This window comes from Streptomyces sp. WAC04114 (assembly GCF_019733245.1).
GTDB classification, from domain to species: Bacteria; Actinomycetota; Actinomycetes; order Streptomycetales; family Streptomycetaceae; genus Streptomyces; species Streptomyces massasporeus_A.
The window spans coordinates 1-13133 of record NZ_JAIGQA010000208.1 but is presented as its reverse complement, the minus strand read 5'-3'; the positions used below and the strand labels follow the sequence as shown (position 1 = coordinate 13133).

Genomic DNA, 13133 nt, shown 5'->3' with positions numbered 1-13133 from the left:
GGGCAGGTCGACGGCAGGCCGACGGGCAGGCCGAGGGCGGGGCCGCACAGCGGGTCGACGGGCAGGCCGACGGCGGGTCGAGGGCCGGGCCGGCAGGGGCCGAAGGCCGGGCCGACAGCGGGCGAAGAGCAGGTCGACGGCAGGCCGACGGGCAGGCCGAGCGGGATCTCGCCGCAGTCGGCGGGGACCGTCCTCGCGCCCCGTTCGGGCCGTCATGGCCGGGCACACACCGCCCGGCCGTCGACGGCAGCCACTCCGCGACACGTGTCCGTGCTGGGGGGAGGTCGACTCACCGCCCCGGGCGGGACGGCGCCCAACTCACCACCCGAGCCAGGACGGCGACCGACCGCATATCCGGCCCGGCACACGCCGCGCCGGGCAAGGACGGACGGGCTGCGCAGGGATCGACTCACCGACCGGCAGACCGAACGCCCGACCGACCGGAGCAGTCGGCAGGCACCGCCCCCTCCTACGAACTCACCCGCACCGCCGCCCGGACCAGGCCGGCCACCCCCCGGGACCGGCTGTGCGGTGGCCAGGCGATCACCGTCGTGACCGTCGGCGCGTCCAGGACCGGCACGGCCCTGACGTCCTCGCGCAGTTGGGTCCGGCAGGACTCCGGTGCGATCCAGCAGGCGCGCCCGAGCGCGATCAACTGGAGGAGCTGTGCGTGGTCGCGGGCCTGCGGGCCGGGGCCGTTCGGGTACGTGCCGTCGGGGCCGGGCCAGCGCGGCATCGGCAGATCGGGGAGGCCGGTGACATCGGCCGTGCGGAGGTGGGGCCTGCCGGTGAGGGGATGTCCGGCCGGGAGCAGCGCCACCTGGCCCTCCGTGCGGAGCACTTCGGTGTCGAGGCCGGCCGTGCTGTCGAACGGCAGGTGCAGCAACGCCACGTCGGCCCGGCCGTCGCGCAGCATCGGGCCCTGCTCGCCCATGCCGCACAGGAGCAGATCGACGGTGACCGCGTCGGGTTCGGCGGCGTGGGCGTCGAGCAGTTTCGCCAGCAGGTCGCTGGACGCGCCGGCCTTGGTGACAAGGACGACCCCGGCCTGGCCGGTCGTCGTGAACGCCGCGCGGCGGGTGCGGCGTTCGGCAGCCTCGACCGCGTCGAGCGCCGCCCGGGCCTCCCGCAGGAGCACCGCCCCGGCCTCCGTCAGGGCGACCGCGCGGCTGCTGCGCTCCAGCAGCGTCGCCTGGAGCCGCCGTTCGAGCCGGCCGATCGCCCGCGACAGCGGGGGCTGCGCGATCCCCAGCCGCTGTGCGGCCCTGCCGAAGTGCAACTCCTCGGCGACGGCGACGAAGTACCGCAACTCCCTTGTCTCCACCCCGTGATGGTACTGCTCCGACCTCGGTCGATACCCGTGCGGTATCGCCGCCCACCCGATCGGTGTTGGCCTGCCGTCACCGGCCCCGGACAGGATCGGCGGCATGAGCGAACAGACGATCGCGCTGGTGACCGGCGCGAACAAGGGCATTGGATACGAGATCGCGGCCGGCCTGGGCGCCCTCGGCTGGAGGGTCGGGGTCGGCGCCCGGGACCGGGAGCGGCGCGAGAGTGCCGTGGCGAAACTGCGGGCGGCCGACGTCGACGCGTTCGGCGTACCGCTCGACGTGACCGACGACGCGAGCGTGGCCGGGGCCGCCCGGCTGGTCGAGGACGGCGCCGGACGTCTCGACGTGCTGGTCAACAACGCCGGGATCACCGGCAGCGTGCCGCAGATGCCCACCACGGTCGACCCGGCGACGGTGCGGACGGTCGTGGAGACCAACGTGATCGGCGTCATCCGCGTCACCAACGCGATGCTGCCGTTGCTGCGCCGTTCGCCGGCGCCGCGGATCGTGAACATGTCCAGCGGCGTCGGCTCACTCACCCGGCAGACCACCCCCGGCAGCGACACGGGCCCGATCGCCGTCGCCTACTCGCCGTCCAAGACCTTCCTCAACGCCGTCACGGTCCAGTACGCCAAGGAGCTCGGCGACACGGACATCCTCGTCAACGCCGCGTGCCCCGGCTACTGCGCGACCGACCTCAACGGCTTCCGCGGCACACGCACCCCGGAGCAGGGCGCGGCGGTCGCGATCCGGCTGGCGACGCTGCCCGACGGGGGCCCGACCGGCGCCTTCTTCGACGACGAGGGCGAGGTGCCGTGGTAGCCCCGCGGGGAGCGGCAGGTCCGTTCAGTTGAAGGGGACGGCGTCGGTCGCGGAGGTGTGCCAGTTGGTGACGACCGGCTTGTCGACCGTGATGGTGCCGACCTTCAGGGAGACCGGGTCGGGGTCGTCGTTGCCGACGGCGACGATGATGCTGTCCAGGTCCTTGCCGCCGTCCGCGTTCGTGCTCTTGGGGTTGACCCCGGCGTAGGCGGTGGTGTTCCCGCTCAGCGTGATCTGCTCGCCCACGGCCTGCTCCGCGGGGCCCGCCTCGGTGCCGTCGGATCCGAAGGCGACGGTCGGGAGTGCAGCGGGCAGGACGCAGGTGATCCCGGGCTTCGCCTTCGCGGAGATCAGGATGTAGCCACCGGCCTGGGTCTCGGACCTGGCGCTCCAGGAGAGGTCGTTGGCGCCGCAGCTCTGCCCGACGGGCTCCCGCTTGCCGTCGCCGGTGTCGGCGCCGGAACCGGCCCCCTCCTCGGTCCCGCCGGTCGCCCCGGAGCCCTTGCCCGCCCCGCCGGACGCCTTGCCGGTGCCCTGGCCTGCCCCCGCGGCCGAGGAGCCGGACGGGGTGGCCGCGTCGCCGGAGGCGCCGGCGGACGAGGCCCCCTGCGACGCGCCGGTGTCCGCGGTCTCGTCCGTGTCCTGGCACGCGGTCATCAGCAGGGCGCCGCCCACGAGGACTGCGGAGACGAGGAAGGCCTTGCGACGGTTGCCGGACATGAGATCCCCTGATTCATCGGTCGGTTGAGGCCGTGGTCGGTTCGGCCTCCCGGTGCTTCTTGCTCATGGGGAGGGGGCTGAGAGCCGCGGGGATCCCGTCGTCTTCATTCCCGCACACCACCGTCACGCGTCGGTGACATGTCCACGCAGTTGTCGCAGGAGTGGGCCATCCGGGGGATGTGACCTTCGTCGCCGCAGTGGCGAACCGGCGCGTGTGCCGCCGTGCCGTGCGCCGATCGCGGCGGCAGCGGCACATGGCCCGTCGGCGGAGGTCACAGGGCCGGCACGCGAGGCCGCGACAGGTAGGTCCGCGCCCCCGGAGGGCAATATCTGTGCCCGCAAAATGAGAAATAGGCGCGGGGCCCGCCGAATATTCCTCGATCGGCCGCCCGATCGGAATTTTCGTTCACCACGGGGCCGAACCCCCCGTGCTACTGTCGATCTCAGTTGCAGGTGTGGTTGCCAGAAGGTTCATTTCCTACGGGGTAATCATCACGGCGACACGGAATTCACAAAGGGTGAATTCCCGAAACCGCCTCCGAAGGAGAAACAAAATGGCTACTGGCACCGTGAAGTGGTTCAACGCTGAAAAGGGCTTCGGCTTCATCGAGCAGGACGGCGGCGGCGCCGACGTCTTCGCCCACTACTCGAACATCGCCGCCCAGGGCTTCCGCGAGCTGCTCGAAGGCCAGAAGGTGTCGTTCGACATCGCGCAGGGCCAGAAGGGCCCGACGGCCGAGAACATCGTGCCCGCCTGACATCGGCGCTCGCGCATATTTCGCAGCTGGGGCCCGCACCTGAAGGGTGCGGGCCCCAGCTCGCTGCTTTTCCCCGCCGGTCCGATCCGGCCATATCGACTCCGGCTCGTCTCGAGATTCTCTGCGCCGCTCCTCTGCTGCGGATTTCCTTGCTACGCGCCCGTCAAGGAAGGTCCCGCATGAAGCGTGCCCACACATCCCGTACCCGTGACCGTTTTCAGCAGGGCAGCGGGGCCGACCGCCGCTCCGCCGGTCGTCCGCGCCGCTCCGGCGGCTTCGGAAGTCACCGGGCTCCCCAGGGCGAGTTCGCCCTGCCGAAGACGATCACTCCTTCGCTGCCGGCGGTCGAGGCGTTCGCCGATCTCGACCTCCCCGAGCGGCTGCTGGCCACTCTCGGCCGCGAGGGCGTGACCGCGCCGTTCCCGATCCAGGCGGCGACCCTGCCGAACTCCCTGGCCGGCCGGGACGTGCTCGGCCGCGGCCGCACCGGCTCCGGCAAGACCCTGGCTTTCGGCCTCGCCGCACTGGCCCGCACGGCCGGGCGGCGCGCCGAGCCCCGGCAGCCGCTCGCCCTCGTCCTGGTGCCCACCCGCGAGCTGGCCCAGCAGGTCACCGACGCCCTCACCCCGTACGCCCGCTCCGTGAGTCTGCGGCTCGCCACCGTCGTCGGCGGGATGTCCCTCGGCCGGCAGGCCAGTGCCCTGCGCGGCGGGGCCGAGGTGGTCGTCGCCACGCCCGGCCGGCTCAAGGACCTCATCGACCGGGGCGACTGCCGCCTGGACCAGGTCGACATCACCGTTCTCGACGAGGCGGACCAGATGGCCGACATGGGCTTCATGCCGCAGGTCACCGCCCTGCTCGACCAGGTGCGCCCCGGCGGCCAGCGGATGCTGTTCTCGGCCACCCTGGACCGCAACGTCGACCGGCTGGTCCGCACCTACCTGCACGACCCGGTCGTCCACTCCGTCGACCCGTCGGCGGGCGCGGTCACCACGATGGAGCACCACGTCCTCCATGTGCACGACGCCGACAAGCACCGGACGACCACCGAGATCGCGGCGCGCGACGGCCGGGTCATCATGTTCCTCGACACCAAGCACGCGGTGGACCGGCTGACCACGCACCTGCTGAACAGCGGTGTCCGTGCGGCGGCCCTGCACGGCGGCAAGTCCCAGCCCCAGCGGACCCGGACGCTCGCCCAGTTCAAGAGCGGGGACGTGACGGTCCTGGTGGCGACGAACGTCGCGGCGCGCGGCATCCACGTGGACAACCTCGACCTGGTCGTCAACGTGGACCCGCCCAGCGACCACAAGGACTACCTGCACCGCGGCGGCCGCACCGCCCGGGCCGGCGAGTCCGGCAGCGTGGTCACCCTGGTCACCCCGGGCCAGCGGCGCGGCATGAGCCGGCTGATGTCGTCGGCGGGCATCACCCCCCAGATCGCCCAGGTGCGTTCCGGCGAGGCGGAGCTGAGCCGCATCACGGGCGCCCAGGCCCCTTCCGGGATCCCGGTCGTCATCCCCGCCCCGCGCGCGGAACGCCCTCGCGGCGCCTCCGCCGGGCCCCGGGGCCGCCGGGGCCGCCGTCCCGCCGGGCAGGGCCGTCCCTCCGGACAGGGCCGCCCCGCCGGTGAAGCGGCGCGTGCCAGGGGGCAGCGGCGGACCGGCTCCGGCTCGGCCGCGTAGGGCCTGTCGTTTGGATCAGGTCGCAGGATGGCTGCGGTTCCTCTCAGCGCCGGTGAGCGGGGCCTGGTGCGTGCAGCTGCAAGGCGGAGGAGGGCGTCGACGCGATGGGGGTCCCTCCCGCGCGAGCGCAGCCGAGCGTGGGGGAGTCGGCAACCGACGACAACGCGGCAGATGCGCGTGCCAGGCCCCGCGTCTGCGGGCTGATCCAAACGACAGGCCCTAACGCCCTGCGCCCACTCGCCCTCCCCCTCTCGGCAGGAGACACCCATGACACCGGTCCTGACGCAGCACCCCGCCACGGCCCACGCACCTCGGATCCGTGACGACATGACGGTCGAGGTGGCGCTGTCCCTGATGGCCGGCGCACAGGTCGATCACCTCGTCCTGTGCGACGGGGACGACCAGAGCACGGGGCTGGTCACCCTGGCCCGGCTCACCGTGCTGCGGGACGCCCCCGGCTACACGGACCGAGTAAGGCTCCGGGACCTCCCGGAGGAGTGAGACACCGGCGGTCACCGCCATCACGGACCCAGTGGGGCCCTGCCGACGCGCGTCGGCAGGGCCCCACTGCCATGTCGCCACACGATCGGAGGCCACAGAATGCCTGCATCCAACGGACTCCAAAATCTGTCTTTGTCAGAGTAGACATTGCTCCTCGTCGTGGTTAACCTTCTTCTCGTAGACATGGACAGGCGAGAACCGAGGAAGGACGGAGGAGCAGACGCCATCAGGATCGCCCGGCCGGGAAGCTCTCGGTCCGGGTACCGCAAGACCCCGGATTGGATGGTGGTCCCCGGTCACGCAGCCGCGATCCCCGCTACCCCTCCCGCAGCCGGGCCGGGTAGCGGAAACAGAAGGTCGGCACCGCATAAGGGCCGACAGATGGTGTTGAATTTCCTTCGGGGCCCTGGTGCCGTACGGCACCAGGGCCCCTCGACGCGTTGCATACGAGGTGACATGCCAGCAGATACCCCGCTCAGTGATCGTCTGGAAGACGATGACTACCCGGCCTACACCATGGGCCGGGCCGCCGAGATGCTCGGCACCACCCCCGGCTTCCTGCGCGCCATCGGGGAGGCCCGGCTGATCACGCCGCTGCGCTCGGAGGGCGGGCACCGCCGCTACTCCCGCTACCAGCTGCGGATCGCCGCGCGCGCCCGCGAGCTCGTCGACCGGGGGACCCCGATCGAGGCCGCCTGCCGCATCGTCATCCTCGAGGACCAGCTGGAGGAAGCCCAGCGCATCCACGCCGAGTACCGCGCGGCGCACGAGGCCTCCGGCGGTTCCGCTCCCGCTTCGAGCTGATCGCGCGACGGCAGGCGGGGCCCGTCACCCGCTCCCTGAAACCCCGGGTCGGCGACCTGGGGTTCGTTGTTGCCCCGGTCCGCGCGCGACCCGCCCCGGGCGGATCGCTCCATCAGGTCAACCGTCCCGGACTCTTGACTCGTCAAGCGGTAGTGGCGATTCTCGTCGCACGCTTTGCGAGGTCATGACAAGACCGCGCGACCCCCCGACCGAGGGACGTGGGCTGTGATCAGTTCCGGACGCCCGTACCGCAGACGCAAGAACGTCACCGTTGTGTCGCTGCTCCTGCTCGTGCTGTCGATCGCGCTCGGCCCCACCCCGAGTGCCGCGGCCGGGAACGACTGGTGGGACCCGGCCGCACGGCCCGCGCCGGACTCCCGGATCAACGTCACGGGCGAGCCCTTCACCGGCACCGACGCCAAGGGCCGGGTGCGCGGGTTCGTCGACGCGCACGACCACATCTTCTCCAACGAGGCCTTCGGCGGCCGGCTGATCTGCGGCAAGGCGTTCTCCGAGCAGGGCGTGGCCGACGCGCTCAAGGACTGCCCGGAGCACTACCCCGACGGCTCGCTCGCGATCTTCGACTTCATCACCAACGGCGGCGACGGCAAGCACGACCCGAACGGCTGGCCCACCTTCAAGGACTGGCCGCGGCACGACTCGCTGACCCACCAGCAGAACTACTACGCCTGGATCGAGCGGGCCTGGCGCGGCGGGCAGCGCGTGCTGGTCAACGACCTCGTCACCAACGGCGTGATCTGCTCGGTGTACTTCTTCAAGGACCGCTCCTGCGACGAGATGACGTCCATCCGGCTGCAGGCCAAGCTGACCTACGACATGCAGGCCTACGTCGACACGATGTACGGCGGGCCCGGCAAGGGCTGGTTCCGGGTCGTCACCGACAGCGCGCAGGCCCGCAAGGTCATCGAGCAGGGCAAGCTGGCGGTGGTCATGGGGGTCGAGACCTCCGAGCCGTTCGGCTGCAAGCAGGTCCTGGACATCGCGCAGTGCAGCAGGGCGGACGTCGACAAGGGCCTGGACGAACTGCACGCGCTGGGCGTGCGCAGCATGTTCCTGTGCCACAAGTTCGACAACGCCCTGTGCGGGGTGCGGTTCGACTCGGGCTCGCTCGGAACGGCCATCAACGTCGGCCAGTTCCTGTCGACCGGCACGTACTGGAAGACCGAGACGTGCAAGGGCCCGCAAGCCGACAACCCCATCGGCAACGCGGCTGCGCCCGCGGCCGAGAAGAAGCTGCCGGCGGGCGAGGAGGTCCCGTCGTACAGCGCCGACGCGCAGTGCAACGTGCGGGGGCTCACCGATCTCGGCGAGTACGCCGTCCGCGGCATGATGAAGCGCGGCATGATGCTGGAGATCGACCACATGAGCGTCAAGGCCACCGGCCGGGTGCTCGACATCTTCGAGTCCGAGTCCTACCCCGGCGTGCTCTCCTCGCACAGCTGGATGGACATGGACTGGACCGAGCGGGTCTACGGGCTCGGCGGCTTCATCGCCCAGTACATGCACGGCTCCGAGGGCTTCATCGCGGAGGCGAAACGCACCGAGGCCCTGCGCGACAAGTACGGCGTGGGCTACGGCTACGGCACCGACATGAACGGCGTCGGCGGCTGGCCGGGACCGCGCGGGGCGGACGCGCCGAACAAGGTCACCTACCCGTTCAAGAGCGTCGACGGCGGTTCGGTCATCGACCGGCAGGCGACCGGCGAGCGCACCTGGGACCTGAACACCGACGGTGCCGCCCACTACGGCCTCGTCCCGGACTGGATCGAGGACATCCGCCGGGTCGGCGGCCAGGACACGGTCGACGACCTGTTCCGGGGCGCGGAGTCCTACCTCGGCACCTGGGGGGCCTCCGAGAACCACAAGGCGGGCGCCAACCTCGCGGCCGGGGCCGCCACTTCGGCCAGTTCCTCGGAGTGGAGCCTGTTCACGAGCTACCAGCCGCACCGGGCCGTCGACAGCGACCGCCGCACCCGCTGGGCCAGCGACTGGAGCGACGACCAGTGGTACCAGGTCGACCTCGGCTCGGCGCGGACCGTCGGGCGGGTCACCCTCGACTGGGAGCGCGCGTACGCCAAGTCGTACCGGATCGAGCTGTCCGCCGACGGCGTGAACTGGCGGACCGCCTGGTCCACGACCGCCGGTGACGGCGGCCTGGACACCGCGCGGTTCGCCGGCACACCGGCCCGGTACGTCCGCGTCCACGGGCTGGAGCGCGGCACCGGCTGGGGCTACTCCCTGTACGAGGTCGGCGTCCACAGCAACTGACCGGCACGAGAGGGGCTCCATGGCACGGTTGCCGTCCGCCGAGCGGCGGCGACAGCTCACCGAAGCGGCGATCAGGGCGATGGCCCGGGACGGCGTCCCCAGGACGACGACCCGGTCCATCGCCGCCGAGGCGGGCGTCTCGCTGAGCGTCTTCCACTACTGCTTCGACTCCAAGCAGCAGCTGATCGAGTCCGTGATCACCACCATCACCGGGCACTACGTCACGGTGGTGAAGGAGGCCATCCGGCCCAGAGCCACCCTCGAGGAGACGGTCCGGGCGGGTTTCCAGGCGTACTGGGACCACGTCCGGGCCCATCCCGACGAGCACATGCTCACCTACGAGCTCGCGCAGTACGCCCTGCGCCAGCCCGGCTTCGAGCATCTGGCGCGCCGGCAGTACGAGTTGTACGCCGAGACGTACACCGATCTCATCGACCAGCTGCGGCAGTCCATGGGGCTGCGCCTGCGCGTGCCCGTCCCGGTCCTGGCCCGCTACCTGGCCGCCATGACCGACGGCCTGACGCTCAACCACCTCGTGCTCGGTGACGACTCGGCCTGGACGGGCGTCCTCGACATGGTCACCGCGCACGTCGCCGGGCTGGTGCACGAGGACTGACGGGGGCACCTCCTGAATTGGTTGTCATGGGAAAGGCTTTGAGGGGCATTCGAACACAACAAGTCGAAAGTGAGGAGAGTGCGGCCCGTTCGGTCCGTGCCATCGACAACTGGGAGTTTTCCATGGCGAGTTATGGCGGTTCCTCTGCCGCGTCCTCCGGTTCGCGCACCAACGGCCTGGCGATCGCGAGCCTGTGCTGCGGCATCATCGGCCTGTTCTTCCTGAACATCATCCTGGGCCCGCTGGCCATCGTCTTCGGTGCCGTCGCCCAGCGGCAGGCGTCGGTCAAGAACGGTGCCGGAATGGCGAAGGCCGGCATCATCCTCGGCATCGTCGACGTGGTCCTGTGGCTCGTGCTCCTGGCCGTGGCCAGCAGCAACGGCGGCTTCAGCTGGTACGTCGGCGGCTAGCCTCCGACACGGTCCTCTTGCGGGCGCGGTACGCGGCGGCCTTGATCTTGTTGCCGCAGGAGTCCATCCCGCACCACTGACGCCGCATGCCCCGCGAGCGGTCGATGTAGGTGCGGGTGCACTCCGGGTTGTCGCACTCCTTGAGCAGGGGCACGTCCGGGCCGCTCAGGAGCTCGACGGCGTGCCGCGCCACCAGGGAGAGGGCCTCGTCGGGCGTCGCCTGCGTCCAGCGCCCCGACGGGGTGAGCTGGGGCACGGCGGGCGGTGTGCGGGCGGCGTTGTTCACGACGGTCAGCGCCGCCCCGTCGTACTCCTCCCCGAGCCGGCGGGCGGTGACGAGTGTGTGGACCGCCTCCCGTACGGCCCTCGCCCGCTCGACGTCGGCCTCCCGGCCCGGGGAGACCGCGTCGACCAGGCCGGACTCCACGTACCAGGCGTTCAGCCGGTCCGGCGTCACGAACATCTCGAAGCGCAGCGAACGGCGGGCCCGGAGCGTGGCGGCGAAGTCGAGCGCCGGGTTTCCGCAGACGAAGACATGATCGAGATTCACGTCACCATTCTGACCGGTGACCATCCTCTCGGCAAGCCTCAGAGGCGCGCGGCATCGCCCGCCCGGACGGGCCTAGGTCGGCCGCGCTCCCACGCATCACGTCACCGCTTGAGCCAGTGGTGTCCCTGCGGCCGGCCCCTGCCGACGCCCCTTCGGTTCGCGGCCCTACGTCAGGAATCGTACGGTCCGTCGCCGGTCGCGGTGTCGGCCCGGGCCCGGCCGGGGGCCAGGCGGCGGTAGGCGGCGCGGGCGTGGACGAGACGGGCCAGGGCCGTGCCGATGAGGGCGGCGGTGAGCAGGCAGGCCAGCCAGGTGGTGTCGCGGTCCCCGGCCCAGCTGAGGACGCCGGCGGGCGGTATGGCGAAGCCGTTGAGGAACAGCCAGCACAGCAGGGCCGTCCCGGGGGCGGCCGTGAAGCGTGCGCACAGGCCCAGCAGGGCGGAGAGCAGGGACAGCGCGGGCAGGGCCAGTTCCGGCCGGTCGGGCCCCACCATGGTGTTGAGCAGCGCCACCAGCACCAGTGCGCCGCCGCCGGCCCCGGCCCAGACCAGCGGTGTGGCCACGGGCTGCGGTACGGGTCTGGCTCCGGTTCCCAGAGGCTTCCACTCGATCATGCTGGCGCTTCCCTCCGGTCCTCCTGGACGGAATTCTCCCCTGGTCTCCCCCACCGGCTCCCGGGGTGCTCGCCAGAGTGCCAGCCGGCCCACACCCGTGGAACAGGCAATCCGGACAGCCACGCCGAGCGCCCAGGGCCTCCGGCGGTGTGCGGCAGATTCCCGAGGGCCACCCGGCCGAGCTCCTTCGGGGGCTCGGGGCGGCGCTCGGGGGGGGCGGGGGACGGCGCTCCCTGCCCGGCCGGGCTCCTTCGGTGGCTCGGGGATGCGCTCCGCGGGCGGCGGTCAGCGGTCAGCGGTCAGCGGTCAGCGGTCAGCGGTCAGCGCGAACCCCCTTACGCGACGGGGGTTCTCGTCCTGGAGGACGGTCGGCGGGTCGGTCATGGGCAATTCACTGGCGGAATACGGAAATCCTGGTTCTTTCCGGCGGAGCCGCCGGCCGCCCGGGCACGAGTGCCAACGAGTGAATGCGGCCGTCCCCGCGTGACCGCCGAGACCGCCCCGGGAAGGGCTGCCGCATGCCCAAGTTCCTCATCCAGGCCTCCTACACACCCGATGGCACCCAAGGGCTGCTCAGGGAAGGCGCGAGTGGGCGGCGGGCCGCCGTGGAGCAGGTCGTCTCCGGGCTCGGCGGGCGGGTCGAGGCCATGTACTTCGCCTTCGGGGCGGACGACCTCATCATGATCGTCGAGCTCCCCGACAGCGTCTCCATGGCCGCCGCCAGTCTCACCGTCAAGGCCAGCGGCGCCCTGCAGACCCGGGCCACCCCGTTGCTCACCCTCGACGAGATCGACGAGGCCGCCCGCCGGCAGGTCTCCTTCCGCGCACCCGGCGCCTGAACCGGCCCGCCCCGTTACCGTTTCGGAAATCGGGCCGCACGAGACGGGGGGCGTTCGTCGCCATGGGCATACGCGGGGAACTGCGCGGGCGGTGGGAGCGGGGGCGGGTGCTCGCGGCGGACCATCCGCTCCTGGCCGACATCGGTGTCGCACTGCTCGTCCAGAGCGCCATGACCATGCCGTTCCTGGTGCCGCGCGCACCCGGGCTGCCGCCGGCGACCTGGGCCGCGTACGGAATGAGCACGCTCACCGTGCTGCCGCTGGTCTGGCGCAGACGCGCTCCCGTCGCCGTGCTGTTCGCGGTGCTGGCCGCGAACCTGCTGTACCGGCTGACCGTCGACGGGCCCGGGCAGCCGCTGCCGTACACCGGACTCGTCGTCGTCTACACCGTCGCCGCGCTGTCGGCCGCGCGCGAACGGCTGGTCACCGGGCTGGTGCTGCTGGTCGCGGTGCCCGTGGGGGTATGGCTCAACACCCGGTCGGCACGCGAACTGACCTTCTCCCTCTTCGTGTTCGCCGCCGCCTACGTCTTCGGGCGGCTCACCGACGCCCGGCAGCGGGCCCACCGCGTCGAGGCCGAGCGGGCCGCGGCGCGCGAACGGGCCCGGATCGCACGGGAGATGCACGACATCCTCTCCCACGCCGTCAGCCTGATGATCGTGCAGGCCGAGGCCGGACCCGTGGCGGTGCGTGCCGCGCCCGAGCGGGCCGAGGCGGCCTTCGACGCCATCTCGGCGGCCGGCCGGGACGCCATGGCGCAGTTGCGGCACATGCTGGGGGTGCTGCGGGACGACGGCGCCGAGAGCGACGGCACCGCCCCGCGCGAGCCTCAGCCCGGGCTCGCCGCGCTGCCCGGTCTGCTCGACCGGGTGCGCGCGAGCGGGCTCGACGTGAGGTACCGGGCCGTGGGGGACGTCCGGCCCGTCCCCGAGAGTGTCGGGGCCACCGTCTTCCGGGTGGTGCAGGAGGCCCTGACCAATACCCTCAAGCATGCGGACGCGCATACCGTGCGGGTTGAAGTGACGTACACCGCTGTGGAGTTGGAGGTCGCCGTGAGCGATGACGGGCGGGGGTCGCACGCCGTGCCCCGTCGGGGCGGGCACGGGCTCGTCGGCATACGCGAGCGGGCGGCGGCCCACGGGGGCGGCGCCGTCGCCGGGCCGGGCGCGGCACGCACCGCCACGGGTCCGGCCT

General features: G+C 71.9%; 14 protein-coding genes. 10 read left to right on the top strand and 4 right to left on the bottom strand.

Annotated elements, in window-relative coordinates:
- Nucleotides 1–469 precede the first annotated feature (469 nt).
- Nucleotides 470–1324 carry a LysR family transcriptional regulator gene (locus K4G64_RS34255; protein ID WP_221759808.1) on the bottom strand — a complete coding sequence of 285 codons (855 nt, stop codon included), beginning with the start codon at nt 1322–1324 and terminating at the stop codon, nt 470–472.
- Between the two features lie 103 nt (nt 1325–1427).
- On the opposite strand from K4G64_RS34255, the gene K4G64_RS34250 reads away from it, so the two are divergent.
- Nucleotides 1428–2153 (top strand): SDR family oxidoreductase, encoded by a 726-nt coding sequence (locus K4G64_RS34250; RefSeq protein ID WP_221759807.1) that lies wholly within the window; start codon nt 1428–1430, stop codon nt 2151–2153.
- Between the two features lie 24 nt (nt 2154–2177).
- Here the strand turns inward: K4G64_RS34250 and K4G64_RS34245 are convergent, their stop codons facing one another.
- A complete protein-coding gene (locus K4G64_RS34245; RefSeq protein ID WP_221759806.1) occupies nt 2178–2873 on the bottom strand; it encodes a DUF4232 domain-containing protein in 696 nt (231 codons plus the stop codon).
- Nucleotides 2874–3427: 554 nt separating this feature from the next.
- On the opposite strand from K4G64_RS34245, the gene K4G64_RS34240 reads away from it, so the two are divergent.
- From K4G64_RS34240 to K4G64_RS34210, 7 genes are all read left to right on the top strand, one after another.
- Nucleotides 3428–3631 (top strand): cold-shock protein, encoded by a 204-nt coding sequence (locus K4G64_RS34240; RefSeq protein WP_004986771.1) that lies wholly within the window; start codon nt 3428–3430, stop codon nt 3629–3631.
- A gap of 179 nt (nt 3632–3810) precedes the next feature.
- The gene (locus K4G64_RS34235) at nt 3811–5316 is read left to right on the top strand and encodes a DEAD/DEAH box helicase (RefSeq protein WP_221759805.1); all 1506 of its coding nucleotides are present in this window, start codon (nt 3811–3813) and stop codon (nt 5314–5316) included.
- A gap of 267 nt (nt 5317–5583) precedes the next feature.
- Entirely contained in the window at nt 5584–5817 is a 234-nt protein-coding gene (locus K4G64_RS34230) for a CBS domain-containing protein (protein ID WP_221759804.1), read from the top strand.
- Nucleotides 5818–6273: 456 nt separating this feature from the next.
- Entirely contained in the window at nt 6274–6621 is a 348-nt protein-coding gene (locus K4G64_RS34225) for a MerR family transcriptional regulator (RefSeq protein WP_221759803.1), read from the top strand.
- A gap of 225 nt (nt 6622–6846) precedes the next feature.
- A complete protein-coding gene (locus K4G64_RS34220; protein WP_221759802.1) occupies nt 6847–8910 on the top strand; it encodes a discoidin domain-containing protein in 2064 nt (687 codons plus the stop codon).
- A gap of 19 nt (nt 8911–8929) precedes the next feature.
- Nucleotides 8930–9526: a TetR/AcrR family transcriptional regulator gene (locus tag K4G64_RS34215; protein WP_221759801.1), complete on the top strand. Its 597-nt coding sequence runs from the start codon at nt 8930–8932 to the stop codon at nt 9524–9526.
- A 122-nt stretch (nt 9527–9648) separates the two neighbouring features.
- Entirely contained in the window at nt 9649–9936 is a 288-nt protein-coding gene (locus tag K4G64_RS34210) for a DUF4190 domain-containing protein (RefSeq protein WP_221759800.1), read from the top strand.
- Here K4G64_RS34210 and K4G64_RS34205 read toward each other — a convergent pair.
- Both K4G64_RS34205 and K4G64_RS34200 read right to left on the bottom strand, forming a co-directional pair.
- On the bottom strand, nt 9914–10486 hold the full coding sequence (locus tag K4G64_RS34205) for an ABATE domain-containing protein (RefSeq protein ID WP_221759799.1): 573 nt from the start codon (nt 10484–10486) through the stop codon (nt 9914–9916). The two genes, K4G64_RS34210 and K4G64_RS34205, sit on opposite strands and share 23 nt — an antisense overlap.
- A 170-nt stretch (nt 10487–10656) precedes the next feature.
- Entirely contained in the window at nt 10657–11100 is a 444-nt protein-coding gene (locus tag K4G64_RS34200) for a hypothetical protein (RefSeq protein ID WP_221759798.1), read from the bottom strand.
- Nucleotides 11101–11618: 518 nt separating this feature from the next.
- Between K4G64_RS34200 and K4G64_RS34195 the strand changes: the two genes are divergently transcribed.
- Nucleotides 11619–11939, top strand: coding sequence for a GYD domain-containing protein (locus K4G64_RS34195; protein ID WP_221759797.1), 321 nt, complete (start codon nt 11619–11621; stop codon nt 11937–11939).
- Nucleotides 11940–12001: 62 nt separating this feature from the next.
- On the top strand, nt 12002–13133 hold a 1132-nt coding region (locus tag K4G64_RS34190; RefSeq protein WP_221759796.1), incomplete at its 3' end, for a sensor histidine kinase.

Excerpts from the sequence above, each read along its gene's own strand:
- K4G64_RS34195 (WP_221759797.1), top strand. The coding sequence starts at position 11,619 with ATGCCCAAGTTCCTCATCCAGGCCTCCTACACACCCGATGGCACCCAA.
- K4G64_RS34235 (WP_221759805.1), top strand. The coding sequence starts at position 3,811 with ATGAAGCGTGCCCACACATCCCGTACCCGTGACCGTTTTCAGCAGGGC.
- K4G64_RS34245 (WP_221759806.1), bottom strand. The coding sequence starts at position 2,873 with ATGTCCGGCAACCGTCGCAAGGCCTTCCTCGTCTCCGCAGTCCTCGTG.
- K4G64_RS34240 (WP_004986771.1), top strand. The coding sequence starts at position 3,428 with ATGGCTACTGGCACCGTGAAGTGGTTCAACGCTGAAAAGGGCTTCGGC.
- K4G64_RS34200 (WP_221759798.1), bottom strand. The coding sequence starts at position 11,100 with ATGATCGAGTGGAAGCCTCTGGGAACCGGAGCCAGACCCGTACCGCAG.
- K4G64_RS34210 (WP_221759800.1), top strand. The coding sequence starts at position 9,649 with ATGGCGAGTTATGGCGGTTCCTCTGCCGCGTCCTCCGGTTCGCGCACC.
- K4G64_RS34215 (WP_221759801.1), top strand. The coding sequence starts at position 8,930 with ATGGCACGGTTGCCGTCCGCCGAGCGGCGGCGACAGCTCACCGAAGCG.
- K4G64_RS34250 (WP_221759807.1), top strand. The coding sequence starts at position 1,428 with ATGAGCGAACAGACGATCGCGCTGGTGACCGGCGCGAACAAGGGCATT.
- K4G64_RS34230 (WP_221759804.1), top strand. The coding sequence starts at position 5,584 with ATGACACCGGTCCTGACGCAGCACCCCGCCACGGCCCACGCACCTCGG.
- K4G64_RS34225 (WP_221759803.1), top strand. The coding sequence starts at position 6,274 with ATGCCAGCAGATACCCCGCTCAGTGATCGTCTGGAAGACGATGACTAC.